Below are 24876 nucleotides of genomic sequence, written 5' to 3' on the forward strand. Positions count from 1 at the left end.
AAGCGCCGCCGGTGGCGCGTTCGGTGATCCCGGTCGGCGATGGCCGCTCGTTGCTGGCACGCCGGCCCGACATTCGTGCGGCCGAACGGCGGCTGGCGGCAGCGACGGCGCGTGTCGGCGTGGCGACGGCGGATCTCTATCCCAGCATCAGCCTGGGCGGATCGATCGGCTCGACCGCGACCTCGCCGGGCGACCTGTTCTCGAACAAGGGCTTCCGCTTCAGCCTGGGGCCGCTGATCTCGTGGAGCTTCCCGAACGTCAGCGTAGCGCGGGCGCGGATCAAGCAGGCCGAGGCGGGTGCGGAAGGCGCGCTGGCGACCTTTGACGGCACCTGGCTGAACGCACTGCGCGAGACCGAGACGGCGCTGGCCAACTATATCGCGTCGGGCGAGCGCGTGGCGACGTTGCGCCGCGGGCGTGAGGCGAGTTCGGAAGCGGCCCGGATCGCGCGGCTGCGCTATCAGGCGGGTGCGGAGAATTTCCAGATCGTGCTCGATTCCGAGCGCTCGCTGGCGGCGTCCGAGGCACTGCTGGCGCAGGCCGAAGGGCAATTCTCCGACGCGACGATCACTTTGTTCCTGGCGCTGGGCGGGGGGTGGCAGCCGGTAGCGTAACGCTGCTGCTACCCCGTCCGGCACCTGCGGCGGCGCCTCGCACCTCTCCCCCTCTTGGTGCGGGGCGCCGTTGCCGTCCGGTATCCCTTCTGCCGTTTACGGCAGCCGGCCGTCAGTCGTCGCGGCCGTCACGAACATAATGGTGCGTCTCGGACGCGTTGAGCGAGACGATCCGGCTCATCGCATTCACCCGCAGTTCGTGCTCGCGATAGCCCGCTTCATAGCTGCGCTCGAGTTCGTCGTTGAGCGACGTGTCACGGGTCATCCTCGGGCGGTTCTGGCCGTTAAGTCCGGCTTCGAACGCACTGTTGCGGAGCGACTCTTCGGCGGCGCTGTTGAGCGCCGCTCCGATGCCGCTGCCGACCGTCTTCAGGCCGGATCCGACCGCCCGGCCGGACGCTTTGACCACTCGCACGCCGACAGCAACGCCGATGACCGCTGCCAACAGCCCCAATGCTTCATCGCTCATCGTCCAACTCCCGGGATAGTGACGATGATGTAACGAAATAGAGGAATGCAAGTTCCGGAAGCGGAATTATTGATCCTGATGACGGGAGGACTCACCCAAACTTCCTTGGCTACAACCTTAGTCGATCGCTTCGATGCCCTGAGCTTTCAGGCGCTCCAGATTGTCCTTCATATGCTGGAGCTGCTCGGGCGAATGGCCCTGCCATTGCGCGACTTCACCGGCGACCCGCAGCGGTTCGCGTGAACGATAGGAAAGGGTCGGGTTTCCGGGGAATTTCTTGTCGGTCAGGTTGGGATCGTCGATATAGTCCCCCGTCGGCTCGACGATATAGATGCGCTCACGCCCATCACCTGCGGCCAGTTCGGCACCCCAGATGGCGGCGTCCAGCGTGCCGGTGAAATAGACCCATGGGTTGGTCTTCCGCGCGCCATAGTTGGAATTATAGCCTGCCGCGATCAGGTCGCCGGCCGCCAGATCGGCGCGGGTGCCATGGTAGAAGGTCGTCATCGCGGGCTCCTCTGTGGTGCGCCGTATAACGCGTGTGGGGCAGGAGAGTCGCGATCAGACAAGCCGGCTTATCTGTACCCAGCCCACCTTCTTGCCTTCCGACGATCCCCGGTGATCGTGGTAGGGCCGATAGAAGTGCAGGGCATCCTCGTCATTCCGGATCACGCGCGCCTGATCGATCTTCGCCCGGCGGAACGTGGATAGCGCGCGGGAAAGCGCGTCCGTCGCGCTTGTCTCGATATGCTCGGCATGAACGTTGCCGCTCTGGCGAAACACCACGACATGAAAACGCCCCCAGCCATGCAGCACGCAGATTGCCGGGACTTCCTCGAGATCGACCAGGATCGGCTTTATCTTCGGTTGCGCCGGGTTGAACCCCAGAAGGTGCCTGGCTGTACCATAGGCGATGAGCACGACGCCCAGCGCCAGCACTGCAAGGGCGATCAGCATCGTCGTGGAGTCATCATTCATGTCCGCGGGAATATCGCGACGACATGAATCAACCGCTTACGGCGGCCCGTCTGCCCAATGGCAATCATGTGAGAGAAGAACTGGTCGGGGCGACAGGATTCGAACCTGCGACCCCCACACCCCCAGTGTGATGCGCTACCAGGCTGCGCTACGCCCCGACCGAGGGAGCGGCCTCTAGGCGGGTATCGGCGCGGATGCAAGCGCGGGGGTGGCGATCCGGGCTTTTTTCGCCGGGCCATAGGAACCGGCCGTCTCCTTACAAGAGTTGCGCCGCTGTTCACCGCATGATAGCGCGCCGCGCTTGTAGAAAAGCGGGAAATCCGCCCCACTTCAGGCTTTCAGGGACCTCATGTTCATCTCCCCAGCATTCGCACAGACGACCGGCGCCGCAGCAGGTGGCAGCACGCTTGGCGGCATTGTCGGCCTCGCGCCGATGCTGCTGCTGTTCGTCGCCTTCTACTTCCTGATGATCCGGCCGCAGCAGAAGCGCATGAAGGCGCTGCAGAACGCGGTGGCCGCAGTGAAGAAGGGTGATTCGGTCATCACCGCCGGTGGCCTGATGGGCAAGGTCACCAAGGTCGAGGAGACTGTGGTCGAGATCGAACTGGCGACGAACGTCAAGGTTCGCGCCGTGAAGTCGACACTGGCCGAGGTTCAGCCTCTCGGCAGCAAGCCCGCGAACGACTGATGCTGGATTTTCCCCGCTGGAAGGTCTGGGCGACGATCCTGACGATCGCTGCCTCGTTCCTGCTCGCCATTCCCAGCCTGTTGCCTGAGCGCGCCTATAACGCGCTGCCGGGCTGGCTGCCCAAGCCGACCGTCAGCCTCGGCCTCGATCTTGCCGGCGGCAGCTACCTGCTGCTGGAAGCCGATACCAAGGACGTGGCAGCGTCGAAGCTCGACCAGATGCGCGATCAGGTGCGCGCCGAAATGCGCCGCGGCACCCGCATCGATATCGGCGACGTCTCGATCGCCAACGGCAAGCTGACCTTCATGGTGCGCGATCCGGCGCAGGTCGACGCGGTGCGCGAGCGCCTGCTGACGATCACCGGCAGCGGCGCGGGCATGACCGGCCAGCGGGTGTGGGACATCGCCGTGGTCGATTCGACCCGGTTCGAACTGACCCCGACCAAGGCGGGCCTCGACGAATCGATCCGCACCGCGATGGGCGATGCCCGCGAAGTGGTCGAGAAGCGCATCAACGGCCTCGGCACGCGCGAGCCGACGATCGTCCTTCAGGGATCGAACCGCATCGTCGTGCAGGTGCCGGGCCTGAAGAACCCGCAGCAGCTGAAGGAACTGATCGGCCGCACCGCGAAGCTGGAGTTCAAGCTGGTCAACGACACGGTCGATCCGGTCGCGCTGGCGCAGAACAATCCGCCCGCGGGCAGCCAGGTGCTGCCCTATCAGGAAGGCGGCGGGAAGATCGCCGTTTTCTCGCCGGTCTCGCTGAGCGGTGACCAGCTGGTCAACGCCACGATGGAATTCGGCCAGCAGGACGGCAAGCCGGGCGTCAGCATCCAGTTCGACGGTGCCGGCACCAAGCGCTTTGCGCGGTTGAGTACCGAGAATGTCCGCAAGCAGTTCGCGATCATCGTCGACGGCGTGGTGATTTCCGCGCCGGTGTTCGAAGAACCGATCCTGGGCGGCCAGGCGCGCATTTCGGGCAGCTTCACCTCCGACAGCGCGACGCAGCTCGCCGTTGCGCTGCGTTCGGGCAAGCTGCCGATCGCGCTGAAGGTGGTCGAGGAACGCACTGTCTCGGCCGAGCTGGGCGCTGATTCGATCGAGAAGGGCGTGCTGGCCGGTGTCGTCGGCACGCTTGCCCTGATCATCTTCATGCTCGCCACCTATATGCGCTTCGGCATCTACACGTCGGCGGCGCTGCTGGTGAACGCGGTGATGGTGGTTGCGGGCATGGCGCTGTTCAACGCGTCGCTCACCCTGCCGGGCATCGCGGGCTTCGTGCTGACGATCGGCGCGGCGGTGGACGCCAACGTGCTGATCAACGAGCGCATCCGCGAGGAGCAGCGCTTGCGCAATCGCGCCGCAGTCGCCTCGGTCGAGTTCGGCTATAAGGAAGCCAGCCGCGCGATCTTCGACGCGAACGTCACCAACGTCATCTCGGCGGTGATCATGTTCACCTTCGGATCGGGACCGATCCGCGGCTTCGCCGTGGTTCTCGCGATCGGCATCGTCACTTCGGTCTTCACCGGCGTTACCTTCACCCGTCTGCTCGTCGCGGACTGGCTGAAGCGCAATCGTCCGAAGACGATCAACATCTAAGGCCGCCAGATCATGCGCCCGCTGAAACTTGTCCCCGACGACACGAACATCCCGTTCCTGAAATACAGGACCATCGCGATGTTCCTGTCGGTTGCGCTGATCGTCGGATCGCTTGCGCTGTGTGCTGCGCGCGGCTTCAACCTGGGCATCGACTTTGTCGGTGGCCAGACCGTCCGCGTCACGCTCGCCAAGCCGATCCCGATCGAGGATATCCGCCAGAAGGTCGACGGCATCGAAGGTCTGGGTGGCGCGACCATCCAGCAATTCGGTTCGCCGACCGATATCGGCATCCGCACCCCGTTGCCCGCCGACGCCAGCGACGCCGCGGCGGAGCAGGCCGCGACCAAGGTCCGCACCACCATCGAGCGCGCCTATCCCGGCTCGAAGGTGAGCGGCGTGGAGAGCGTGTCGGGCAAGGTCTCGGGCGAGCTGTTCCAGAAGGGCATTACCTCGCTGGTGCTCGCGATGCTGGGCATCGCCGCCTATATCTGGATCCGCTTCGAATGGCATTTCGCCGTGGGAGCGCTGTTCGCACTGTTCCACGACGTCGCGCTGACATTGGGCTTCTTCGCGCTGACACAGCTCGAATTCGACCTGAACATCGTTGCGGCGATCCTGACGATCATTGGCTATTCGCTGAACGATACGATCGTCGTCTATGACCGCATCCGCGAGAATCTGCGCAAATACCGCAAGATGGCGATCCCCGAACTGCTCGATCTCTCGGTCAACGAGACGCTGTCGCGCACCGTGGTGACCTCGCTGTCGATCGGCATCGTGCTGACCATCCTGCTGGTGCTGGGCCCCGATGTGATCTTCGGCTTCACCGCGGCGATGCTGCTGGGCATCGTGATCGGCACCTTCTCGTCGGTCTATGTGTCGGCGGCGATCCTGCTGTGGCTGCGGCTCAAGCCCGACAGCTTCGTGCCGAAGGAGGCTGCGGTCGGCGCAGCGGCCAAGGGTGCCGAACGGGTCGATTTCAAAGACATTCCCTGATGCGCATGGAGCGCCAGGCGTCCGACGGGCCGGTCATTTCCGGCTTTTCGGGGCGGGGCTTCAAGGTTGACGGCGGGGTCTATGACGGGCTGCTCATCACGCCCGAGCGGGCCGATGGCTGGTCGCCGCCGCCGATCGAGGCGCTGGCGGTCGGCGATCTCGAACCGTTGCTCGCTCTCGATCCGCAACCGGAATTCGTGATTCTGGGCACCGGCGCAGTGCTGGTGCGCCCCGCGGTCACTCTGGTCGCCGCGTTAGAGGCACGGCGTATCGGACTCGAAGTGATGGACAGCCGGGCCGCGGCGCGTGCCTGGGGGGTGCTGCGTGCCGAAAAACGCTGGATTTCCGGGGCCTTGTATCCCCTGTGAACGTACCGTTCATGGCCCCGCAAGATTGAAACTGAAGCGATACGATCCGCGTTGAAGCTCCCGATTGGCCTGAAACGGTCCAGTTCAGTGGAGTGAGAAACATGAAGAAGATCCTGCTCGCGCTCGGCGCGGTGTCGCTGGCGGTTCCCGCCATGGCCGTGATCCCCGCCAGCAAGGCCGAAGCTTCGGTGACCAAGCCGGTCGCCGCCTATGACTCGGCCCCGCAGCGCTACAAGAAGAAGCGCCATGCCTATCGCGAATGGCGCGGCCGTGACGGCCGGACCTATTGCCGCAAGTCGGATGGCACGACCGGTCTGGTGATCGGTGCCGTCGGCGGTGCGCTGGTCGGCCGTACGATCGATACCCATGGCGACCGCAGCGCGGGTACGCTGCTCGGCGCCGTCGCGGGTGGCCTGGCCGGCCGCGAGATCGACCGCAGCGGTTCGCGTCGCCGCTGCCGCTAAGCCTGTCAGGGCCACGCGGAGCATTTTAACTTCCCTGCGCTAAGCAGGGGTATGCTCCGCGTGCTGACCCTTTCGACGCTGTTTCCCGACGCGTCGCGGCCCAATTTCGGCATCTTTGTCGAGCGGCAGATTATGTCGCTGACCAAGCGTGACGATGTGGAGGTTCGCGTGATCGCGCCGGTGGGAATACCGCCCTGGCCGCTGTCGCGGCTGGGGCGGTATCGCGTTCTGGGGGACCTTCCTGCGCGCGAGGACTGGAAGGGGATCGAGGTCCACCGTCCGCGCTTCCTCAACCTGCCGGGAACGGGCGGGCGGTTCCATGCCGGCGCCGTGCTGCGCGCGGCGCTGCCGGTGGCGAAGGCCATCCGCCGCGACTTTCCCTTCGACCTGATCACCGCCGAATTCTTCTTCCCAAGCGGACCCGCCGCGGTCGCGCTGGGGCGGCATTTCGGCGTGCCGGTGTCGATCACTGCGCGGGGTTCGGACATCCATTACTGGGCCAAGGCGCCGGGCGTCGGCGGGCAGGTGATTGCGGCCGGGCAGGCGGCATCGGGCATGCTCGCGGTATCGGAAGCGATGCGCGACGACATGATCGCGCTGGGCCTGCCGCCCGAGCGGATCGTGGCCAATGCCACCGGCGTGGACCTGACCCGCTTCGCCCCCTGCGACCGCAAAGCGGCCAAGGCGGCGATGGGTATCGACGGGCCGCTGGTGGTGTCGCTCGGTGCGCTGATCCCGCTCAAGGGGCACGACATATTGATCGACGCCATGACGCGCCTGACCGGCGTGCAATTGCGGATCGCGGGGCAGGGGCCGGAGCATGACCGGCTGGCGGCCCGGATCGCGGCGCATGGGCTGGGCGACCGCGTGAAGCTGCTGGGCGGCGTGCCGCATGACGAGATCGCGGCGCTGGTTGCTGCGGCGGACGTGATGGCGCTGGCGTCGGAGCGCGAGGGGCTGGCGAATGCATGGCTCGAGGCGATGGCCAGCGGGACGCCGGTGGTGATCCCCGATGTGGGCGGTGCTAGACAGGTGTTGCGTGGTGGCGCGGCGGCAGGAAGGCTCGCGGAGCGGTCTGCCGAGGGCTTTGCGGCGGCGATCGGCGCAACGCTGGCCGATCCGCCCGATCCGGCGGCGGTGCGTGCCGTGGCGCTGCCTTATACCTGGGAAGCGAACAGCGAACGCCTGCACGCCTATTATTCAGGCCTCGCCTCGGGCTCCGCAATGGAACCCGATTGACATTGGCGCGTCCTTGTCGTGACACCTGTGTTACGAAATTCTGGAGACCGAGAGATGGCCGCGAAGAAAGACAAGAAGACTTCCAAGTACTTCAACGGCATCAAGCTGCCCAAGGCGCTGCGCGATCAGGGCACGAACCTGACCAAACTGGCGAAGCACCCGCTGGTTGCTGACGTGATCGCGGCCGGTCTGGTCGCGCTCGCCGCGAAGCTGGGGAGCAACCCCAAGCTGCGCGAGGCAGCGGTCAAGGCCAAGGATCGTGCCGGTAAGAAGGCGGGTGAAGTCGCTCAGGCGGCGGCTGGTGTTGCGGCGTCGGCCAGCGAAGTCGCGGCTGCGGTGGCCGCGCCTGCGCCCGCCAAGGCTCCGGCGAAAAAGGCACCCGCTGCCAAGAAGGCCCCGGCCAAGCCGGCCGCAAAGGCAGCTGCAGCGCCCAAGGCGGAAGTGAAGGCCCCGACCCCCAAGGCGCCTGCCGCGAAGAAGCCCGCGGCACCGAAGCCTGCTGCTGCGGCGAAAGCTCCGGTGAAGAAGGCACTCGCCGAAACCAAGGCCGCGGCACCGAAGCCGGCTGCCGAGAAGCCTGCCGCTGCCGCGAAGGCGCCCGCCAAAAAGGCTCCGGCCGCCATGCCGGCCGCCAAGCCCGCTGCCAAGGCCCCGGCAAAGGCAGCCGCTGCACCCAAGCCGGCGGCTGCGAAGGCTCCGGCCAAGGCACCCGCGAAGAAGCCGGCGGCAAAGAAGCCCGCCGCGCCCAAGGCTGCCCCCAAGACCAGCTGAGATGGATGCCGAAGCGGCGGCGCTGATCGCCGAACTGGGACTCGCGCACCATCCCGAAGGCGGATGGTATCGCGAGACCTGGCGGGCCGAGTCGCCCGCCGGGCTTCGTGCGGGCGGCACCGCGATATTGTTCCTTCTTGAGACGGGTCAGCGCTCGCACTGGCACCGGGTCGACGCGGCGGAATTGTGGTTCTGGCACGCCGGTTCGCCGATCCTGGTGAAGGTCGAACAGGAAAATGGCGCGATCGCGGACATAGCGCTTGGCGGCGATGCGATGCGTGGCTACCAGCCCCAGTGCCTCGTGCCGGCGAATCGCTGGCAGGCGGCGGAAGCGCAGTCGGGCTGGGGCCTGGTAAGCTGCGTCGTGGTGCCCGGGTTCGAATTTTCCGGATTCGAGCTGGCCCCGCCCGGATGGTCCCCAAGCGACCGCTGAACCCCCGACTTGTCCACATTATCCACGTTATCAACAGGCATTTGCGGCGTTTTGCAGCTTCACGAACCCCCGATTCGATGACAGTCTCATAACTGTAAGAAGGCGGTGGCGCCGAGGGAAACCGAAGCAAAGCCAAGGACTTACACGGGTCGAGAGACTGAAGGTGCCTTCGGGAAACCACAGGAAGACGATCCGGGGATGCTCCGATGGATCGGACGTGGAGGAACATCGAGAGGTGTTCGGAAGCGACCAGCGGAAGGACCTCGCAAGAGGACCAGAAGCGCCGGACGGAAGGCCTCGAAAGGGGTTCGGAAGTAAGGGATCGAGATCGGGTCAAAGTATCCAGCAAGGCTTCGGTGATGCTTAGGCAACAGCGAAGCGGGTGGCCGAAAACTGGCGCCACGCGGTCCGCTTGCGGAACGAGAGGCGAAGGGTCCGGTGACCGACGCGAAGCCCGCATGCCCTTGCCGGCGCGGGCGGAGCATGCCGCCGAAACCAGGCAGGACGGTCCTTCGGGGTCGAAGTGCCGAAGTCCGGTGACATGGGGGCTGGCAGAGATGCTGGCCCCCTTTTGCTATGCTTAATTTTCTGCTTAGAAACTGGCTGGCGCCCCGCGCCCCGGTTGCCTCCCTTCAGGATGTCCGGCTGTTCGGTCTGCGTATTCCCATCCGCGGGCCGAATGTCGTGACGCCGCTGCCAAGCTACGCTAGGCACAGCGGAAATCCCGAGGGGAGGCACCGATGCGGCGTTTGTTCGAGAATTTCGCCCAGGCGGTCGCCGGATGGGCCGGGCGTCCTCCCGCTTTCGTGCTGGCACTTGCCGTCGTCGTCATCTGGGGCGTGACCGGGCCGCTCTTCAACTATTCCGACACCTGGCAGCTGGTGATCAACACCGGCACGACCATCGTCACCTTCCTGATGGTGTTCCTGATCCAGAATGCGCAGAATCGCGATGCCGCGGCGATCCAAGCCAAGCTGGACGAGATCATCCGCGCGCTGGACAATGGCCGCAACGAATTCATCGGGATCGAGCATCTGAGCGAGGACGAGATCGAGCGGGTCCGCAAGGAAGTCGAGGATGAATGCGGGCAGGACGATCCGGGTCGGCACGAGGGGCTGGACCGGCTGCTGCAGCGGCGTTGAGCATGCGCATGGCTACGATGAGAAAGAGCGAATTCCCCGCTGGCACCGGAAATCCTACATTGGAAGCCCTGTGATGAGGTCCCGATGAGTCCGTTCGAATTCGTCTTTTCGCTGTTCGGCCTGCTGCTGGGCTTTAGCCTGGTCGAGGTGCTGTCGGGGCTGGTGAAGACCGTGAAGCTGCGCGGGACGGTGCGGATCGGGTGGCTGGTGCCGTTGCTCGGCCTGTTCGTGATGGTCGATCTGACGTCGTTCTGGAGCATGGCGTGGCAGTTGCGGGAGAAGATCCCGGCCAATTACGCGGTGCTGCTGCTCGGGCTGAGCATCACCGGGCTCTATTATTTCGCGGCATCGATGGTGTTTCCGGACAAGCCCGAGGACTGGCCCGATTTCGACAAATGGGCAGCCGCGCACAAAAGGCAGGTGATGGGCGGCGTCTTCGTATCCAACCTGATGGCGACCGCGGCGGTATTCTCGCTGCTGCCGCCCGTGGCCTTCACGCCGTTCCTGTTCATCACCAATGGCGGGCTGCTCGCCGCGATGCTGGCGTCGGCGCTGGTGAAGCCCCATTGGGCGACCGGCGTCCTGCTCGCGGCGATGCTGGCCTTCTATTTCTGGTTCTCGCTGCTGCCCGTGCTCAACTTAAACTAGCGTCGAGATTGCTCTCGGCCTTGAGCAGTTTCGAGACCGGGCAATTGGCATGGGCACCCTCGGCCAGCGCCTGGAACTGATCCTGCGACAGGCCCGGCACGCTGGCCTTCAGCGTGAGATCCGAACGGGTGATGACGAAGCCGCCTTCGCCGTCCTGCTCCAGCTTGACCGCGGCGCTGGTTTCCAGCGTGCCGCCGCTGAACCCGGCGCGGGCCAGCGCGAAGCTGAGCGCCATGGTGAAGCAGCCGGCATGGGCGGCGGCGATCAGTTCCTCGGGGTTGGTCCCCTTGCCGTCCTCGAACCGGGTATTGAAGCCGTAATATTGATCGGTCAGCACGCCCGACTGGGTGCTGATATGGCCTTTGCCTTCCTTGCCGAAGCCGTCGTAGCGGGCAGTGGCGGTGCGGGTCGTCATGGGAAACCTCCTGCTGGGGAGCCGGTGATCTAGGTACCGGGCAGCCCCAGCGGAAGGCATCCTAAGGTATTAGCGGCAGCGCGCTTCACCCTTTTCGACCGACGCGCCCAGCGCCGCTCCGCCGGCCGCGCCGAGCAGCGCGCCCAGCGTCTCCGATCCGCCCGGGGCGATCGCGGCACCCAGCAGACCGCCGGCGATACCGCCGACGATCAGGCCGGTGGTGCCATCCGAGCGGCGGCAATAATAGCGGCCGTCCTGTCCGCGATAGACCCGGTCGCCGCGGCTGAGGCGGCGCTCGCGATAGCGGTTGTTATCCTCGCGATAATAGCGGTCGGCATAATAGCCGCCATAGGACGGATCGGGGCGGTTCCAGTCATAGCTGGAATAGCCGCGGCCGGCATAGCCGGGGCGCTCGCCATATTCGGTGCAGCCGCCGACCAGAGCAGCCGCCGCGGCAACCATGCCGAGGGGGATCATGCGCATCTCGTGTCTCCTGAAGCCTTGGACTGCAGGGGGAATGCGTGAGGGCGGCGGTTTGTTGCGTCAGTCTTGCGGAACGAGCGGGATCGCCTTGGGCGCTTCACGAACGGCACGGGCGGCGTCGACGCGTTCCTGACGGACTGCCATATCGAGCCATGCGGCCTCTGCGCGCAGGCAGCGTTCGCGGACATTGTCTAGCACGGCCTCATTCGCGTCGGAGCGCGCCTTGGCCGCGTGTTCGCGATAGGTGAGGGTGTTCTGGGCCATGCGCGATGGTCTCCAAGAAGAGGTGACGGCGCACGCCCAAAGGGACGCGCGCCGTCGGACAGGATCAGTCTGCAGCCTGGAGATTGACCGCAGCCATCTTGCCGCGGCGATCTTCCTCGAGCTCGTAGGTGACGCGCTGGTTCTGGTTCAGCGTCGCCAGACCGGCGCGCTCGACGGCCGAGATGTGGACGAACGCGTCCTGGCCGCCGGTTTCGGGCGAGATGAAGCCATAGCCCTTGTCGGCGTTGAAGAACTTGACGGTGCCGGTGATGGCCATTTGATTTTTCCTTCTGTGATCGGCGCGCCCGATGCGGACGGACCTCGAGCTGCGGAGGCCAGGAGAAGGAGAAAAGGTGCCGCAAAGCGCCGAAAAACCGTCTGATTGCGACTGTAGCGCCCTGCATATGGGCGTTGAGGCCCCGAATAGCAAATCGGAGGCCCCGCGGGACCCGGTTTATGCGGTCAGGCGGCGCGGAATTTTGTTATGCGCTCAAGCCGCGCGGGCTGGAGGCATATGGGTGAGCACCTGGTTCCGGCCGGCGAGCTTGGCCTGATAGAGCAGGGCGTCGGCTTCGCGCAGCGCGGGATCGAGCGGGATCGTCGAAAAGGTGGCGATGCCCGCGGAGAAGGTGACCGCACCCAGCCCCTTGCCGGTCTCGCGCACCCGCAGGCGGCGGCGGGACAGTTCCTCGCGCACATCGTCGATTATCTCCGCGGCGCGGGCCGGATCGGCTTCGTCGAGCAGCACGATGAATTCTTCCCCGCCCCAGCGGCCGACCAGATGCGGCGCGCAGCCCTCGGCCAGCGCGCTGGCGACGACCTTGAGCACGCGATCGCCGACTTCATGGCCATGGCCGTCATTGACCGCCTTGAACGCATCGATGTCGCAGATCGCCAGCGTGCGGACCTTCTTGCCGCCGAGCCCCGCGATGTGATCGAGGATGCCGCGGCGATTGAGCAGGCCGGTCAGCTCGTCGCGCATCGCGTCGTTGCGGGCCTCGGCAACCTCGTCGCGGAGCTGTTCGATCTGCAGCGCGGCGGCGGCCAGCTGCTGCTCCGTGCTGCGGGTGCGCTCGACCATCGACGAGACGAGGGCGAGGACCGAGCGGCCATCGGTCTCGAGATCGGTGAGGCCGGCGGAAAGATCCCGGCCGAACTGGTTGGTCGCGGCCTTGGCGGTGGCGGCGAGATCGGCGAGGTGCAGCGTCTGGTGGCGGAGCTTCTCATGCTCCTCGGCGGCCTGTTGCCCGGCCTGCGCGGGCGAAACGGGGCTGATCCGCTCGAGAATGGCATCGGCAGCCTCGAGGCTGAGGCGGCCGGTGGCGTGCATCGCTTCGGCAATCGAATGCGCCTCGATACTGGTGCGGTCCGCCAGCGAGGCATGGACCAGCGCATAGTAGCGCGGCGCGGTGGGCAGGCCCTGCGCGATGAGGAAGGCAAGCGATTCCGCGCCCGGATCGGTCCCGTGTCCGGCGGCAGAGGGTTCGATGAAGCCCTCGCGATTGCGGGAGCGCAGACGGGACAGCATTGAGACCTCCGGAAGCAAGACAGCCGGTCTGCTGCAAAAGCCTGAAGATCAGGTGAGCGCGGCGTTAATGTAATTCTACGTAGTCCGGGTGCAGCGCGGGGCGGGGTTTTGTGGCTTTGGTGGGCGGTTTTTGCCGGGTGGATCGCGGGTCCGGGCGCTGGAACTTCACACTGATCGCGCTTTCCGGCGGCTGCCGGCGTGCGGCACATGGCGGCTCGTGACGGGTATCCAGGTGCCGAAGAGTCACAAGAGTCGCGGTGACTCGCGTGCGCGCATGTGAGGGATGGATCCGCGGGGCGTTTCTCTTCCTCGATGGCGGTGGCTGCCGGGTCTTCGCCTGCGCGATGGCGAACTGGCAGGTGGCACCCGGTGCGAACGCGATTGCGCGCGGTTTCGGAGCGGGTGTGCGGGTCGCTGGCGGGGAGAGCGGGTGGCATTTGAGTCCTTCCGGTTCGGATGGGGAGGACTCTTTTCCTATGCAGGATCGGGGGCTGTAGGACAGCGGGTTTCCGCCGCAGCCTTGCGATTGTTGGAATGGGGGAGGCCGAGCAGGCGTTGCGGCGCGGGCGGATGGCCCTGCGAGGCAACGCCGGAGGGGCTTCAGCCCCGAAACCTTAGCCTAGAACTTCGCGGACCGCCGCGCGGGCGATGTCAGCCGGGGTACGACCGCTCGCGAAGAGGCGGCGGTGGAGCGGCATGCTCTTGGTGAGCATCGGCTGGGGGTAGTTACGGGTAATCTGGGTTTCGTGGATGTTTTCGAAGAAGGTCATTCAGTTTCCTTGGTTGTGTTGTCGGTTCCGGGTTCGCCTGGGGCGAAACCGGCTGCGGCCTGATCGGGATGTACGAATAGCCACACCGGTGAGGGTGTGGCGGGTGCAGAGCGATCGGGCTGCATGGGCACCGCGTTCCCTGTGGGAACGGCCAGCTTGTGGATGGCGCCTGATGGTTAAGATGGGGTGTCGGTCCGGGATTGCAAGGGCGGCGTTGGGCGCAGGCCTGTCATCGTGTCGATGATGTGCCAAGTATCGGGACATGAGAATTGGCGTCAGAATGGGTTCATCCAATGGTGAGCTGCAATAGGTCTACCTATCATCGCCCGGCCGACTCATGGTGATCGGCATAAACCGGGAAGACGATGATGATTAGACGCAAGATTTCTGCTGTCCTGTTCGCCGCATCTCTCTGCCTCGTATCAGGACCCGCCCTCTCCATTACGCAGGGCGACCCGATCTACCATATCTATTATTATGACCAGCCGAACGGCAGCGTTATCGGCATCCACCACGGCGACTGCACCTATTGGGGGCCTGTGACCCATGCCTGGCTGACCGGCGAGACGTCGGAATATTCCGAGCCGGTGGTGGTGGGGTATTGCCGTCAGGGGATCTGGGAGCCGATTTGAGGGGAGGGCGGCCGCCATACGGGCGCGGTGGCCGCCGCCTTACCGGTTTCGTCGGAAGTGGGGTTTATCCCACATTCTCGTCCCGAAAGTGGGACGGGTCCTACTTTTTGTGCCGAAAGTGGGATATATCCCACCCATGACCCTCGCAGGCTTTCCTCGGATTTCAGTGGACCCGACGGTGTGCGGCGGTCGGCCGGTCGTGGCGGGGACGCGTGTGCGCGTGACCGATGTGCTGGAGATGCTGGCGGGTGGCGCGACATCGGCCGAGATTGCGGCTGATTTCCCCTATCTGAGCGAGGATGATGTGCGGGCGGTGTTGGCTTATGCGGCGCACCAAGCGGACCATCCGGTAGTCCTCGCCGCCGAATGAAATTCCTGATCGACGCGCAACTGCCGCCCGCTCTGTGCGGGTGGTTGCGCGAGCGTGGGCATGAGGCGGTTCATGTGTTCGAGATCGGCATGGCGGCGGCGAGCGACGTTGAGATCGCTACGCGGGCTGAGGCTGATGGTGCTGTGTTGGTCAGCAAGGATGAGGATTTCGTGACTTTGCGGTTGCCGGATCGATTTGTGTTTGTGTGGATGCGGTGCGGAAATGCGACGGACCGGGCGTTGGTGGCGTGGCTTGAGATGCGGTGGGAGCAGGTTGAGGCGCTTTTTGAGTCGGGAGAGCGTTTTGTAGAGGTACGGTAAGTCTGAAGCCGAATCTATTGCAGTTCAGATAAATTAAGATGTAGGCCTCTACGTCGAGAGGGAGGGCCACGATGCTAACACCGCGATACATGAACGGGTTCAAAAATGTACCCAACATCATGCAAAGGATCGTTTCTGGAGCGGCGCCGGATAAATTTAACCTAGATCATCTTCAAGGGTTGGGTTTCAAAAGCAGCGGAGATCGAGCAATTATTCCCATTCTGAAGGATTTGGGATTCCTGACTTCCGATGGATCTCCGACCCCACGCTATCATTTGTATAGAGATCCTTCAAAATCGGCACAGGTTCTCGGCGAGGCACTTAGAGAGGCCTATGGTGATCTGTTCCTCATAAATGATAACCTTACTGCTGCGGACCGGCCTGCCATCATCGGCAAGTTCAAAAGTTCTACTAACTCAACGGATAAGGTCGCGGAACTTCAAACAGCGACATTTTTAGGCCTTTTGAAGATGGCCGATATATCGAAATCGCCAAAGGCGACGATAGTTGAGCCGCTCGTTGAAGAAGGCGAAGTTAATCAGAGCCATACTTCCGCGCTAGGCCAGCCGGTTCATTCTCACAATAGTACGCAGCTTGATTTAAGATATACAATACAAGTTCACCTTCCGGCTACCAAAGATATTGAAGTTTTCAATGCAATATTTAAATCACTTCGCGCAAATTTGCTGGATTAAGAAATGGCAGATCTAAGGCAATGGCTATTTAGGGCGATGATGTTCGAAGCGGATTGCGAGCCGTTGCGAACCGCTGGCATAAGAATTGGAGCTGATCAGCGAGAATTTGAAGATAGCTTGATGGAGGAGACGCTAAGGCCATTTTCCGTTGCGATGCGCAATGATGCATTGAGAATGACACGAATATATGCTTTAGTATTTTGTTTCGAAAATTCTGTACGGCAACTTATCAAGGATCGTCTTGAAGAAAATTCTGGACTTGATTGGTGGGAGAAATGTGTTCCGCAAAAGATAAGATCTCAGGCTGAGAGCAGACAGAAAAAAGATACTGAAAACTCTTGGCTGGAAGGTGATAAAGGCAGCTTTTTACTCTATACAGAGTTTGGGCATTTGGCAGATATTGTTATCGCAAATTGGGCAAGCTTCTCGGATTTGATACCCACGCAACATTGGATAAAGCAGCGATTGGAAGAGATGGAGCAAGCCCGCAATTTCATCGCACACAACCGGCGGCTCTTGCCGGGAGAATTTGCTAGGCTAGAGGCTTACGTGGGTGACTGGAACAGACAAGTTGGCGTATAATCACTCCACCGCCATAGTATCCCGCACACCCTTCCGCTCCAACAACGGCGCCATATACCGCCCCGTATAACTCCGCGGCTCCTTCACCACCGCCTCCGGCGTCCCCTCGGCCACAATCTCCCCGCCCTTCACGCCGCCTTCGGGGCCGAGGGCCAGGATCCAGTCGGCGGTCTTGATCACGTCGCGCTTCGCGTGTGCTCGATCGAACAGTCCCCCGGACTGCTCGGCCTTCGACCACCACTTCGTCGTCATTCAGCCGTTTTGGCGGGACGGCTCAAAAGCGGCGCAAGGTATTTGCCGGTGAACGAACGCGGTTCACGAACGACCTGTTCGGGGGTGCCTTCGGCTACGATTTCGCCGCCTTTGACCCCTCCCTCCGGGCCGAGGTCGAGTATCCAGTCAGCCGTTTTGATGACGTCCAAGTTATGTTCAATGACGACCACCGTGTTGCCCTGTTCGACCAGGGCGTGGAGGACCTCCAAAAGCTTGCGGACGTCCTCGAAGTGCAGGCCGGTCGTGGGTTCGTCGAGGATGTACAGCGTCTGGCCGGTGGCTCTGCGCGCCAGTTCCTTGGCGAGTTTTACGCGCTGGGCTTCGCCGCCGGATAGCGTCGTGGCCTGCTGGCCGACCTTTACATAGCCGAGGCCGACTTCGGCGAGCATCGCCATCTTGTCGCGGATCGGGGGGACGGCCTTGAAGAACTCGACTGCGTCCTCGACGGTCATGTCGAGCACGTCGGCGATGCTCATCCCCTTGAACTTCACTTCCAGCGTCTCGCGATTGTAGCGCTGGCCGTGGCAGACGTCGCAGGTGACGTAGACGTCGGGGAGGAAGTGCATCTCGATCTTGAGCAGGCCGTCGCCGGTGCAGGCTTCGCAGCGGCCGCCCTTGACGTTGAAGCTGAAGCGGCCGGGCTTGTAGCCGCGGGCCTGCGCCTCGGGCAGGCCGGCGAACCAGTCGCGGATTGCGGTGAAGGCGCCGGTATAGGTGGCCGGGTTCGATCGCGGGGTGCGGCCGATGGGCGACTGGTCGATGTCGATCACCTTGTCGAGATGCTCGAGGCCGGTGATCTTGTCGTGCTTGCCGGCGAGCATGCGGGCGCCGTTGAGCTGGCGCGCGGCGGCGGCATAGAGGGTGTCGATGGTGAAGCTCGACTTGCCCGAGCCGGAGACGCCGGTGATGCAGGTGAAGGTGCCGAGCGGGATGCTGGCCGTCACGCCGGTCAGGTTGTTGGCGGTGGCATTGTGGACGGTGAGCTTCTTGCCGGTGCCCTTGCGGCGCTTGGCCGGCACTTCGATGCGGCGGGTGCCGTTGAGATAGTCGGCGGTGATGCTGCCTTCGGTCGCGAGGACCTGTTCGAAGGTGCCGTGCGCGACGATTTCGCCGCCATGGACGCCGGCGCCGGGGCCCATGTCGATCACATAGTCGGCGGTGCGGATCGCGTCCTCGTCATGCTCGACGACCAGCACGGTGTTGCCGAGATCGCGCAGCCGCCGGAGGGTGGCGAGCAGCATGTCGTTGTCGCGCTGATGGAGGCCGATCGACGGCTCGTCGAGGACGTAGAGCACGCCCGAGAGGCCGGAGCCGATCTGTGAGGCGAGGCGGATGCGCTGGCTCTCGCCGCCCGACAGGGTGCCGCTGGTGCGATTGAGGTTGAGATAGTCGAGGCCGACATTGTTGAGGAATCCTAGGCGCTCGTCGATCTCCTTGAGGATGGCGCGGGCGATCTCCTTTTGCTGGCCGGAGAGCGCGTCGGGGAGGGCCGCGAACCAGGCGAGGGCATCGACCACCGAGAGGCGGGTGACGCTGGAGATGTCGCGCATGGCAACCTTCACCGCCAGCGCTTCGGGCTTGAGGCGGGCGCCGTCGCAGACCTCGCAGGGGTGCGACGCCTGATATTTGGACAGCTCCTCGCGCATCCACGCGCTCTCGGTCGAGAGCATGCGGCGGTTGAGATTGCCGATGACGCCCTCGAACGGCTTGCGCACATCGTACGACTTCTTGCCGTCGACGAAGGTGAGGGTGACCGGCTTGCCGCCGGTGCCGTGGAGGATGATCAGCTGGACCTCGCCGGGCAGGTCGCTCCACTTGGTGTCGAGGCTGAAGCCGAATTCGCGGGCGAGGCTGCCGAGCACCTGCATATAATAGGGGCTGGGCGGCTGCGACTTGGCCCAGGGGACGATCGCGCCCTTCTTGATGGTGAGATCGTGATTGGGGACGACGAGATCCTCGTCGAACACGAGCTTTTCGCCGAGGCCGTCGCACGCGGGGCAGGCGCCCTGCGGGGCGTTGAACGAGAAGAGGCGCGGTTCGATCTCGGCGATGGTGAAGCCGCTGACGGGGCAGGCGAACTTCTCGGAGAAGACGATGCGGTTCTCGGGGATGCCGGCGCCCTTCATCCCGCCTTCGGGGGTGAAGCTCTGGGGAGCTTCCTTGACGCGATTGCCGGAGAGTTCGGCGACTGTCGTGTCCACCAGATCGACATAGGCGAGGCCGTCGGCGAGCTTGAGCGCCTGTTCGAAGCTTTCGGCGAGGCGGGTGGCGATATCGTCGCGGACGACCAGGCGATCGACCACCACCTCGATGTCGTGCTTGAACTTCTTGTCGAGCGCGGGGGCGTCCTCGATCAGCATGGTCTCGCCATCGATGCGGACGCGGGTGAAGCCGGCCTTCTGCCACTCGGCCAGCTCCTTGCGATACTCGCCCTTGCGGCCGCGGACGACGGGGGCGAGGAGGAGCAGGCGGGTGCCTTCGGGCAGCGCGAGGATGCGGTCGACCATTTGGCTGACGGTCTGCGCGGCGATGGGAAGGCCGGTTGCGGGCGAGTAGGGAATGCCGACGCGCGCCCAGAGCAGGCGCATATAATCGTAGATCTCGGTGACCGTGGCGACGGTGGAGCGCGGGTTTCGCGAGGTGGTCTTCTGCTCGATGCTGATCGCGGGGCTGAGGCCCTCGATATGATCGACATCGGGCTTCTGCATCATCTCGAGGAACTGGCGGGCGTATGCGGAGAGCGACTCCACATAGCGGCGCTGCCCCTCGGCATAGATGGTGTCGAACGCGAGGCTGGACTTGCCCGAGCCGGAGAGGCCGGTGATCACCGTCAGCGTATCGCGGGGAATGTCGATATCGACGCCCTTGAGGTTATGCTCGCGCGCGCCGCGGACGGAAATCTGAGTCAATGCCATGGGGGAGGGTTCTAGCTTTGTTCTATGGGGGAAGCTAGAGGGGAGATAGGGATTGGGCGCGGCCGCGGCTAGGGCTGGGAGTCGGGGAGAGCGGCCAGTTTCTTGCGGATGCGGGCGAGGATGCGGGTGGCCTTTTCATGGTAGTAGGGCATGTGTTCGGGTGTATAGACGCGGAGCGCGGCGAGAAGTCGAGCCTCGGCGAGGTGAAGATTCTCACTTACATCAATACCTAGATTTGCAATTGTTTCGTGGCACAGGCCGAGATTTTCCGTTGTCATGGCATAGTCAGCAGGCATGGCGACTTCGGTGCGAACAGTGAGCGCCGCGTGCAAAGCTATGATGGCATCGTCAAGTAATGCCCGTCCGGCCTCACCGCCGGTACGCTCGCCCTGCTTTTTGAGCGCGTTCCCGAGGTTGTTATGAGTCATCGCCCATTGGATGGGCATAGCGGCTTCTGTGCGGATAGTGAGGGCGGCGCGGTAGGCGGTGACCGCCTCGGTGAGCAGCGCGCGGCCAGGCTCACCAGCGGTGCGCGCACCTAGAGTCGCGAGCGCGTTGCCGAGATTGTTCTGCGTAGTAGCCCATTGAGTGGGTGCGGTGATTTCAGTGCGGACTGTGAGGGCAGCGCGATAGGCAGTCACCGCCTCGGCAAGCAGTTCTAGCCCAAGCTCACCATCGGTACGTTCGCCTTGAATTGCGAGAGTGTTCCCGAGGTTATTCTGCGTCGTAGCCCATTCGATGGGCATGGCGGCTTCGGTGCGAACAGTGAGTGCTGCGCGGTAGGTGGCGGCGGCTTCGTTGAGCAGTGCTAGCCCAGCCCCACCGCCGGTTCGTTGACCCTGTTCCTGGAGTACGCTGCCTAGATTGTTCTGCGTCACCGACCAGTAGACTGGCATAGTCGTTTCAGTGTGAACGGTGAGAGCTGCTCGATAGGCGGTGACTGCTTCGTTGAGCAGTCTCAATCCGACCTCGCCGGCGGTTCGTTCGCCTTGCACCTTCAGCGCGTTGCCTAGATTGTTTTGGGTGCCCGCCCAGTTGCTGGGCATGGCTGCTTCTGTGTGGACGTTGAGGGTGGCCCGGTAGGTACTGACGGCATCGTCGAGCAGCGCCAGCCCGGCTTCGCCAACGGTCCGTTCCCCTTGAACTTTGAGCGCGTTGCCGAGATTGTTGCGAACCCCGGCCGCGCGCTCGCTGTCGTTCCGCAGGTCAGCTGCATCGACCAGTGTGCGCCAGTGGCTTGTCGCTGCGGCGAGCGCGCCACCGCGTCCAAATACTGTGCCGCAATGATGAAGTTCGCGCGCTGCACTCCAAGCAATACTCTCGCCTGCCGCCTGATCGAACGGTATAAGCATCGCCGTCGCCGAGGCCCATGCCTTGTCAGCGGCTTCCCAATCGAGAGCGAGCAAATGTGCGCGGGCTTCGGCGTCAAGGAGTTGGGCGGTCGTACGTACGGGTTCGGTGGCTCGTTCGCGGGCAGCGGTGCTAGCCTCGCCATACAGGCGGCGGGCTTTGTCGAGATCGCCTTCTTCGAGTGCCAGTTTAGCATCGGCCTTAAGCAAGGCGAGGTGGTTATCGACGATTGGTATCGTGGCGACTTGGTCCTGCAGCGCGCGGTAACTTGTCTCGAAGCTTTCCAGCGATGCGACGATTTCGCCTTCGGAAGCATCTGGATTGATATCGATGAAGCGAGCCAGTGCGCCGCGCACTGCTCTCTCGGGGACCTCAAGCGGGCCGGTTTGCGCAACATAGCCGGCGAACTTCAGCTCGACCGCCAAATTCCCCATAGCGTGGCCGAAGCGTTCGGTGAAATCCTCCAGGCTGTCGAACGTCTCCCACAGACGCTCGACCTTGCCTTCGCTGCGCATCAGCTTGGCGCGGGCGGTGAAGGCTTCGAGCTTGTCGAGCTTGGCGGCGTCTCGCTCGATATCCGCGGCGACCAGCTTGTGGTCGTCGGCCATGATGAACAGGCGGATCGGGCGGCCCAGCTTCACCGCTTCGTCGAATTCCAGTTCGGTGAGGGACAGTTCCTTCGGGTTACGTTCGGCACAGGCGGGCGTCTGTCCGTATTTCTTGGTGATGATGCCGATATAGGCGGCGCTATCGCGGACATAGCCGAGGCTGACGTCGATCACGTCGCCGGCCTGTGCGCCGCCGCTTTCCATGACGATGGCGTGGAAGCCCAGCTTCTCGATCGCGCGCTTGGCCTTCAGCCGATGCTCCACCAGATCGGTGAAGGTGCTCGACAGCATCACGCCCTGATAGGATTTAGGCTGCCCGCTCACTTCTGCCCTGTGCGATCATTCTCTGGTTCGTGCCGAGAAGACGGCATGACTTCACGTATTGCAAGCCATGCCGTGCGACGATTGCTGCGATACTGGATTGAACTGTGCGGGTGACGAGCGGTTGCGCGGCGGCGCCGGGGGTGAGAAGCTGGCGTGGTGATGGGGAGGCGGGCGATGCGGGGACGGATCGGGATGATTGCGGCAGCGCTGATCGTGGCGCCGGTGATGGCCCATGCCCAATCGGCCCCAACCCGGATTGCCTCCGCCGATCCCGACCGCGCCCTGATCCTCGACGCGTTGCGCGTGGAGATCGCCCGGGATCTGGGCCAGCCGGTCAAGTTCATCGTGAACGACATGCGGACCTATCGCGGCTGGGCCTTTGCCATGGTTGCGCCGAGGACGCCGGCGGGCGCGGAGATCGATTTCAGCAAGACGCATTATGCCGAGCAGCAGGAGCAGGGCGTGCTGGACGGCGACACCATCTATGCGTTGTTGCGGCAGGAAGGCGGCACGTGGCGCGTGGTGACATTCGTGATCGGGCCGACCGATGTGGCGTGGGAAGGCTGGTCCGACGAATTCGGCGCACCCAAGGCATTGTTCGCACGCTGATCGGCAACCGCCGATCAGTCGTCGGCGTCGAGGATGCCGTTGACCCCGATGAACGCGGAGCGTGCCCTGGCGATGGCCGCGAGACGCGTGGGGGCATTGGTCGAGCTGTTCAGCGCTGCAGTGGCGCCATTGAGCGCGGCGATCACCGGATCATAGGTCGGGTTGGCCGGGGCCAGTTCGATCCAGTCGGGCACGCGGCTGATGACCGCATTGGCCAGCATCACTGCGCCGTACCAGGCCTGCAGGACCTGCACGTTGCCGCCGATCTTCGGCTGGAGCGCGTAGAGCGCGTTGTAGCAAGTGTCTCGCGCGGTGATCAGGGCGGGTTTGGTTCCCATCGATTCAGCTCCCTCTGAACGAAAGAATGAGCGCGGCCAGCGTATCGAAGGCGCGGCCGACACGGTCGCGGGTGATCCGCGCGAGCTTGATCCGGTCCGCGTCGGTCAGCCGGTTGCCGCCTGCCAGCACGCGGCGCAGCGCGGCATCGGCCTCGTCGAGTTCCTTCAGCGCGCCGGCCAGCGCTGGGTAGAGGCGGCTGGCCTCGAGATCGGCGGCGGCGCGGGTATAGTAGGTCTTCACCACATCCTGCCGCGCCGAGGGCGTCATCACCTGCTTGCCGCGAAGCTGACGGTCCATGATGACGAAGGCGGTGATGGTGCGGGTCCGCTCGTTCGAGGCGCGGCTGTCTTCCCAGGCACGCAGATGATCGAGCAGCGCGGCGACGAGCTGGGCGCTGCCTGCGTCGCTGGCGGCGAGCCGCTGAAGCTGGCGGGCCTTGTCGTCCTCTGCGAGGAGTTCGGCGAGGAAGTTGCCGAAGCCGAGGATCGCCTTGCTGCGCGCGCTGTCCTTTGCCGGGAGCACCGGCTTGCCGCCGACAATGGCGTGGAGCAGCGCGTCGCCGGACTGGGCGAGGCTGATCGCAGCGGCCAGATCGTCCTTGGGGCTGGGCCCCTGCGGGGTCAGGATCTTGTCGATTGCCTCGAAATAAAGGCTGAGCGAGTCGAGCAGTTCGATGGTGGGTTCCAGCTCGCGACCGATGGGGGCGAGCGAGAAGGCGATGTTGCTGCCGGGTTTTTCCTCGGCATCGCACAACCAGCCGCGGGGCAGGCTGGCGACGGGGATTTCCTCGCCCTTGGCATCCTTCTGGAACAGCGCGGGTTCCATGCGCAGATAGGCGATATCGGGCATGCAGTTCGCATCCAGCCCGACCAGATCGAGATTGGCGAGTTCGCGCGAGGCGGAGACCTTGCCCAGATAGGTGCGGGTGGCGGCGACGGCGATCTTGCCCTTGGCGGAGACATTGCCGGCATATTCGACCTGCAGCGCGTTGAGCGCGCATCCGCCGAGCGCCAGCCCCAGCGCCAGCAGGATCAGTTTGCGCATCATGACACGTCCCCCAAGCCGCCCGCCACGGATCGCGACGGGACCAAGTGATATCGATGTCTTTTGTTATGAAGCGCCCGTAACGAATTTGAGCGGCATGCCGGGCCTTGTCAATCGGCCCGCCCGGCCTTCATGTCCGGTTCAGCGGCGGAACGAAATTCTCCCGTTCGTCAGGGAGAGACGGAGGACTCGATGAAGGGGCTTGAGGCGCGGAAGCGGCTATTGGGCGGGGCCAGCGCGATCGCTGCGGCGCTGTCGCTGTCGGCGTGCATGCCGATGGACTATTATGGCCCGCAATATGCCGGGCCGGGACCGGTCGCGCCAAGCTGGGCCGACATGACCGGGTTCGAGGATTATGAGTGGATCGACCGCGCCGACGCGATGAGCGAGGCGATCGGCGAATCCCCGCCCGACTACAGCTTCCAGGCAGCCGAAAGCGCGCCATGGGCATGGATGCTGGAAGACGGTTCGCTGGTGCTGGCCGAACAGCGCGAGGATGGGCTGCACAGCTATTTCTTCGAAGCCAATTCCGACGTGCCCTTCCTCGTCCGCGATCCGGACATGAGCTATGGGTTCATCGAGGGCCGGGTGGCGGTGGTCTATGGCCCCGAAGGCGATGTGCTGAGCCGCGAGGAAGCGACCCAGTGGCTGCGCATCGCGATCGAGGGATTCGACCGCGGGCGGATGCTGAAGCGCGCGATGCTGCGCCGCGACCAGTGGCAGCCGGTGCGCGTCAGCACCTGGATCGACTTTTCCTATCTGTGGTGGGACTGGCAGCTCGACTGGAGCGACGGCCAGCGCCGCAACGAGCGGTGGCGCCACCATCGCAACGGGCCGCGCGGAGGCGAATATCGCCGCCGTCTGGACCCCGAGCGGCGCATCCGCGAGATCGTGCGCGACCGGTTCAACCGCTGGGGCGATGGCGGGTGGCAGGGGGCGCCTCCGGG

The 24876-nt window shown here is 64.1% G+C and carries 32 protein-coding genes and 1 tRNA gene; 18 read left to right on the forward strand and 15 right to left on the reverse strand.

Annotation, left to right across the window (positions count from 1 at the left end; genetic code table 11):
• Positions 1-614 (forward strand): TolC family protein (locus P1X14_RS16800; RefSeq protein ID WP_277316561.1); only part of this gene is annotated, 614 nt, incomplete at its 5' end.
• Positions 615-726: 112 nt separating this feature from the next.
• Here the strand turns inward: P1X14_RS16800 and P1X14_RS16805 are convergent.
• From P1X14_RS16805 to P1X14_RS16820, 4 genes are all read right to left on the reverse strand, one after another.
• Positions 727-1083, reverse strand: a complete 357-nt coding sequence (locus P1X14_RS16805) for a hypothetical protein (RefSeq protein WP_277316562.1) — start codon at positions 1081-1083, stop codon at positions 727-729.
• Positions 1084-1200: 117 nt separating this feature from the next.
• Complete coding sequence (arr, locus tag P1X14_RS16810) at positions 1201-1590, reverse strand: NAD(+)--rifampin ADP-ribosyltransferase (RefSeq protein WP_277316563.1); 390 nt, start codon at positions 1588-1590, stop codon at positions 1201-1203.
• A 54-nt stretch (positions 1591-1644) separates the two neighbouring features.
• Positions 1645-2061: a hypothetical protein gene (locus P1X14_RS16815; protein ID WP_277316564.1), complete on the reverse strand. Its 417-nt coding sequence runs from the start codon at positions 2059-2061 to the stop codon at positions 1645-1647.
• An 81-nt stretch (positions 2062-2142) separates the two neighbouring features.
• Positions 2143-2219: transfer RNA gene (locus tag P1X14_RS16820), tRNA-Pro, on the reverse strand.
• Between the two features lie 191 nt (positions 2220-2410).
• On the opposite strand from P1X14_RS16820, the gene yajC reads away from it, so the two are divergent.
• The 10 genes from yajC to P1X14_RS16870 all read left to right on the forward strand — a co-directional run bounded on the left by yajC (position 2411) and on the right by P1X14_RS16870 (position 10408).
• Positions 2411-2749, forward strand: a complete 339-nt coding sequence (gene yajC / locus P1X14_RS16825; RefSeq protein WP_277316565.1) for a preprotein translocase subunit YajC — start codon at positions 2411-2413, stop codon at positions 2747-2749.
• A complete protein-coding gene (gene secD / locus P1X14_RS16830) occupies positions 2749-4347 on the forward strand; it encodes a protein translocase subunit SecD (protein ID WP_277316566.1) in 1599 nt (532 codons plus the stop codon). The genes yajC and secD overlap by 1 nt, the downstream gene beginning before the upstream one ends.
• A 12-nt stretch (positions 4348-4359) precedes the next feature.
• Complete coding sequence (gene secF / locus P1X14_RS16835; RefSeq protein ID WP_277316567.1) at positions 4360-5343, forward strand: protein translocase subunit SecF; 984 nt, start codon at positions 4360-4362, stop codon at positions 5341-5343.
• On the forward strand, positions 5343-5711 hold the full coding sequence (locus tag P1X14_RS16840) for an MTH938/NDUFAF3 family protein (protein WP_277316568.1): 369 nt from the start codon (positions 5343-5345) through the stop codon (positions 5709-5711). The genes secF and P1X14_RS16840 overlap by 1 nt, the downstream gene beginning before the upstream one ends.
• Positions 5712-5812: 101 nt before the next feature.
• Positions 5813-6175 (forward strand): glycine zipper 2TM domain-containing protein, encoded by a 363-nt coding sequence (locus P1X14_RS16845; protein ID WP_277316569.1) that lies wholly within the window; start codon positions 5813-5815, stop codon positions 6173-6175.
• A 51-nt stretch (positions 6176-6226) separates the two neighbouring features.
• Positions 6227-7414: a glycosyltransferase gene (locus P1X14_RS16850; protein ID WP_277316570.1), complete on the forward strand. Its 1188-nt coding sequence runs from the start codon at positions 6227-6229 to the stop codon at positions 7412-7414.
• Between the two features lie 54 nt (positions 7415-7468).
• Entirely contained in the window at positions 7469-8185 is a 717-nt protein-coding gene (locus P1X14_RS16855) for a hypothetical protein (RefSeq protein ID WP_277316571.1), read from the forward strand.
• 1 nt (position 8186) lies between these two features.
• A complete protein-coding gene (locus tag P1X14_RS16860) occupies positions 8187-8618 on the forward strand; it encodes a cupin domain-containing protein (protein ID WP_277316572.1) in 432 nt (143 codons plus the stop codon).
• Positions 8619-9358: 740 nt separating this feature from the next.
• On the forward strand, positions 9359-9760 hold the full coding sequence (locus P1X14_RS16865; protein WP_277316573.1) for a low affinity iron permease family protein: 402 nt from the start codon (positions 9359-9361) through the stop codon (positions 9758-9760).
• An 84-nt stretch (positions 9761-9844) separates the two neighbouring features.
• Positions 9845-10408, forward strand: coding sequence for a hypothetical protein (locus tag P1X14_RS16870; RefSeq protein ID WP_277316574.1), 564 nt, complete (start codon positions 9845-9847; stop codon positions 10406-10408).
• Here the strand turns inward: P1X14_RS16870 and P1X14_RS16875 are convergent.
• The 6 genes from P1X14_RS16875 to P1X14_RS16900 all read right to left on the reverse strand — a co-directional run bounded on the left by P1X14_RS16875 (position 10395) and on the right by P1X14_RS16900 (position 13868).
• Positions 10395-10823, reverse strand: a complete 429-nt coding sequence (locus tag P1X14_RS16875; RefSeq protein WP_277316575.1) for an OsmC family protein — start codon at positions 10821-10823, stop codon at positions 10395-10397. The two genes, P1X14_RS16870 and P1X14_RS16875, sit on opposite strands and share 14 nt — an antisense overlap.
• 69 nt (positions 10824-10892) lie before the next feature.
• Positions 10893-11306, reverse strand: a complete 414-nt coding sequence (locus tag P1X14_RS16880) for a hypothetical protein (protein WP_277316576.1) — start codon at positions 11304-11306, stop codon at positions 10893-10895.
• A gap of 60 nt (positions 11307-11366) precedes the next feature.
• Positions 11367-11570: a hypothetical protein gene (locus P1X14_RS16885; RefSeq protein WP_277316577.1), complete on the reverse strand. Its 204-nt coding sequence runs from the start codon at positions 11568-11570 to the stop codon at positions 11367-11369.
• A gap of 64 nt (positions 11571-11634) precedes the next feature.
• The gene (locus P1X14_RS16890) at positions 11635-11847 is read right to left on the reverse strand and encodes a cold-shock protein (RefSeq protein ID WP_277316578.1); all 213 of its coding nucleotides are present in this window, start codon (positions 11845-11847) and stop codon (positions 11635-11637) included.
• Positions 11848-12060: 213 nt separating this feature from the next.
• Positions 12061-13098 carry a GGDEF domain-containing protein gene (locus P1X14_RS16895; RefSeq protein ID WP_277316579.1) on the reverse strand — a complete coding sequence of 346 codons (1038 nt, stop codon included), beginning with the start codon at positions 13096-13098 and terminating at the stop codon, positions 12061-12063.
• A 614-nt stretch (positions 13099-13712) separates the two neighbouring features.
• The gene (locus P1X14_RS16900) at positions 13713-13868 is read right to left on the reverse strand and encodes a hypothetical protein (protein ID WP_277316580.1); all 156 of its coding nucleotides are present in this window, start codon (positions 13866-13868) and stop codon (positions 13713-13715) included.
• A 368-nt stretch (positions 13869-14236) separates the two neighbouring features.
• Here P1X14_RS16900 and P1X14_RS16905 point away from each other — a divergent pair, with 368 nt between their 5' ends.
• From P1X14_RS16905 to P1X14_RS16925, 5 genes are all read left to right on the forward strand, one after another.
• Positions 14237-14500, forward strand: a complete 264-nt coding sequence (locus P1X14_RS16905; RefSeq protein ID WP_277316581.1) for a hypothetical protein — start codon at positions 14237-14239, stop codon at positions 14498-14500.
• A 136-nt stretch (positions 14501-14636) separates the two neighbouring features.
• Positions 14637-14870 (forward strand): DUF433 domain-containing protein, encoded by a 234-nt coding sequence (locus P1X14_RS16910; RefSeq protein WP_277316582.1) that lies wholly within the window; start codon positions 14637-14639, stop codon positions 14868-14870.
• On the forward strand, positions 14867-15190 hold the full coding sequence (locus P1X14_RS16915; protein ID WP_277316583.1) for a DUF5615 family PIN-like protein: 324 nt from the start codon (positions 14867-14869) through the stop codon (positions 15188-15190). The genes P1X14_RS16910 and P1X14_RS16915 overlap by 4 nt, the downstream gene beginning before the upstream one ends.
• A gap of 89 nt (positions 15191-15279) precedes the next feature.
• Positions 15280-15885: a DUF5343 domain-containing protein gene (locus P1X14_RS16920; protein ID WP_277316584.1), complete on the forward strand. Its 606-nt coding sequence runs from the start codon at positions 15280-15282 to the stop codon at positions 15883-15885.
• Between the two features lie 3 nt (positions 15886-15888).
• Positions 15889-16467, forward strand: coding sequence for a Swt1 family HEPN domain-containing protein (locus tag P1X14_RS16925; protein ID WP_277316585.1), 579 nt, complete (start codon positions 15889-15891; stop codon positions 16465-16467).
• On the opposite strand, the gene P1X14_RS16930 is transcribed toward P1X14_RS16925, so the two are convergent.
• The 3 genes from P1X14_RS16930 to P1X14_RS16940 all read right to left on the reverse strand — a co-directional run bounded on the left by P1X14_RS16930 (position 16468) and on the right by P1X14_RS16940 (position 21937).
• Complete coding sequence (locus P1X14_RS16930) at positions 16468-16719, reverse strand: hypothetical protein (RefSeq protein WP_277316586.1); 252 nt, start codon at positions 16717-16719, stop codon at positions 16468-16470.
• On the reverse strand, positions 16716-19655 hold the full coding sequence (uvrA, locus tag P1X14_RS16935) for an excinuclease ABC subunit UvrA (protein ID WP_277316587.1): 2940 nt from the start codon (positions 19653-19655) through the stop codon (positions 16716-16718). The genes P1X14_RS16930 and uvrA overlap by 4 nt, the downstream gene beginning before the upstream one ends.
• A 68-nt stretch (positions 19656-19723) precedes the next feature.
• Positions 19724-21937, reverse strand: a complete 2214-nt coding sequence (locus P1X14_RS16940) for a DUF4062 domain-containing protein (protein WP_277316588.1) — start codon at positions 21935-21937, stop codon at positions 19724-19726.
• Between the two features lie 174 nt (positions 21938-22111).
• On the opposite strand from P1X14_RS16940, the gene P1X14_RS16945 reads away from it, so the two are divergent.
• Entirely contained in the window at positions 22112-22546 is a 435-nt protein-coding gene (locus tag P1X14_RS16945) for a hypothetical protein (RefSeq protein WP_277316589.1), read from the forward strand.
• 14 nt (positions 22547-22560) lie between these two features.
• Here the strand turns inward: P1X14_RS16945 and P1X14_RS16950 are convergent, their stop codons facing one another.
• Both P1X14_RS16950 and P1X14_RS16955 read right to left on the reverse strand, forming a co-directional pair.
• Positions 22561-22884, reverse strand: a complete 324-nt coding sequence (locus tag P1X14_RS16950; protein WP_277316590.1) for a hypothetical protein — start codon at positions 22882-22884, stop codon at positions 22561-22563.
• Between the two features lie 4 nt (positions 22885-22888).
• Positions 22889-23932 carry a hypothetical protein gene (locus tag P1X14_RS16955; protein WP_277316591.1) on the reverse strand — a complete coding sequence of 348 codons (1044 nt, stop codon included), beginning with the start codon at positions 23930-23932 and terminating at the stop codon, positions 22889-22891.
• Between the two features lie 189 nt (positions 23933-24121).
• Here P1X14_RS16955 and P1X14_RS16960 point away from each other — a divergent pair.
• The coding region (locus P1X14_RS16960) for a hypothetical protein (RefSeq protein WP_277316592.1) at positions 24122-24876 on the forward strand (755 nt) is incomplete at its 3' end.

It is taken from the genome of Sphingomonas sp. AOB5, assembly GCF_029433115.1.
Taxonomy (GTDB): Bacteria; Pseudomonadota; Alphaproteobacteria; order Sphingomonadales; family Sphingomonadaceae; genus Sphingomonas.

Coding starts and splice junctions, on each gene's coding strand:
- P1X14_RS16950 (WP_277316590.1), bottom strand. CDS start 22,884: ATGGGAACCAAACCCGCCCTGATCACCGCGCGAGACACTTGCTACAAC.
- secF (WP_277316567.1), top strand. CDS start 4,360: ATGCGCCCGCTGAAACTTGTCCCCGACGACACGAACATCCCGTTCCTG.
- secD (WP_277316566.1), top strand. CDS start 2,749: ATGCTGGATTTTCCCCGCTGGAAGGTCTGGGCGACGATCCTGACGATC.
- P1X14_RS16855 (WP_277316571.1), top strand. CDS start 7,469: ATGGCCGCGAAGAAAGACAAGAAGACTTCCAAGTACTTCAACGGCATC.
- arr (WP_277316563.1), bottom strand. CDS start 1,590: ATGACGACCTTCTACCATGGCACCCGCGCCGATCTGGCGGCCGGCGAC.
- P1X14_RS16870 (WP_277316574.1), top strand. CDS start 9,845: ATGAGTCCGTTCGAATTCGTCTTTTCGCTGTTCGGCCTGCTGCTGGGC.
- P1X14_RS16805 (WP_277316562.1), bottom strand. CDS start 1,083: ATGAGCGATGAAGCATTGGGGCTGTTGGCAGCGGTCATCGGCGTTGCT.
- P1X14_RS16905 (WP_277316581.1), top strand. CDS start 14,237: ATGATTAGACGCAAGATTTCTGCTGTCCTGTTCGCCGCATCTCTCTGC.
- P1X14_RS16910 (WP_277316582.1), top strand. CDS start 14,637: ATGACCCTCGCAGGCTTTCCTCGGATTTCAGTGGACCCGACGGTGTGC.
- P1X14_RS16880 (WP_277316576.1), bottom strand. CDS start 11,306: ATGCGCATGATCCCCCTCGGCATGGTTGCCGCGGCGGCTGCTCTGGTC.
- P1X14_RS16895 (WP_277316579.1), bottom strand. CDS start 13,098: ATGCTGTCCCGTCTGCGCTCCCGCAATCGCGAGGGCTTCATCGAACCC.
- P1X14_RS16920 (WP_277316584.1), top strand. CDS start 15,280: ATGAACGGGTTCAAAAATGTACCCAACATCATGCAAAGGATCGTTTCT.
- P1X14_RS16930 (WP_277316586.1), bottom strand. CDS start 16,719: ATGACGACGAAGTGGTGGTCGAAGGCCGAGCAGTCCGGGGGACTGTTC.
- P1X14_RS16900 (WP_277316580.1), bottom strand. CDS start 13,868: ATGACCTTCTTCGAAAACATCCACGAAACCCAGATTACCCGTAACTAC.
- P1X14_RS16865 (WP_277316573.1), top strand. CDS start 9,359: ATGCGGCGTTTGTTCGAGAATTTCGCCCAGGCGGTCGCCGGATGGGCC.
- P1X14_RS16915 (WP_277316583.1), top strand. CDS start 14,867: ATGAAATTCCTGATCGACGCGCAACTGCCGCCCGCTCTGTGCGGGTGG.
- P1X14_RS16885 (WP_277316577.1), bottom strand. CDS start 11,570: ATGGCCCAGAACACCCTCACCTATCGCGAACACGCGGCCAAGGCGCGC.
- P1X14_RS16845 (WP_277316569.1), top strand. CDS start 5,813: ATGAAGAAGATCCTGCTCGCGCTCGGCGCGGTGTCGCTGGCGGTTCCC.
- P1X14_RS16890 (WP_277316578.1), bottom strand. CDS start 11,847: ATGGCCATCACCGGCACCGTCAAGTTCTTCAACGCCGACAAGGGCTAT.
- P1X14_RS16955 (WP_277316591.1), bottom strand. CDS start 23,932: ATGATGCGCAAACTGATCCTGCTGGCGCTGGGGCTGGCGCTCGGCGGA.
- uvrA (WP_277316587.1), bottom strand. CDS start 19,655: ATGGCATTGACTCAGATTTCCGTCCGCGGCGCGCGCGAGCATAACCTC.
- P1X14_RS16875 (WP_277316575.1), bottom strand. CDS start 10,823: ATGACGACCCGCACCGCCACTGCCCGCTACGACGGCTTCGGCAAGGAA.
- P1X14_RS16850 (WP_277316570.1), top strand. CDS start 6,227: ATGCTCCGCGTGCTGACCCTTTCGACGCTGTTTCCCGACGCGTCGCGG.
- P1X14_RS16840 (WP_277316568.1), top strand. CDS start 5,343: ATGCGCATGGAGCGCCAGGCGTCCGACGGGCCGGTCATTTCCGGCTTT.
- P1X14_RS16925 (WP_277316585.1), top strand. CDS start 15,889: ATGGCAGATCTAAGGCAATGGCTATTTAGGGCGATGATGTTCGAAGCG.
- P1X14_RS16945 (WP_277316589.1), top strand. CDS start 22,112: ATGCGGGGACGGATCGGGATGATTGCGGCAGCGCTGATCGTGGCGCCG.
- P1X14_RS16815 (WP_277316564.1), bottom strand. CDS start 2,061: ATGAATGATGACTCCACGACGATGCTGATCGCCCTTGCAGTGCTGGCG.
- P1X14_RS16860 (WP_277316572.1), top strand. CDS start 8,187: ATGGATGCCGAAGCGGCGGCGCTGATCGCCGAACTGGGACTCGCGCAC.
- yajC (WP_277316565.1), top strand. CDS start 2,411: ATGTTCATCTCCCCAGCATTCGCACAGACGACCGGCGCCGCAGCAGGT.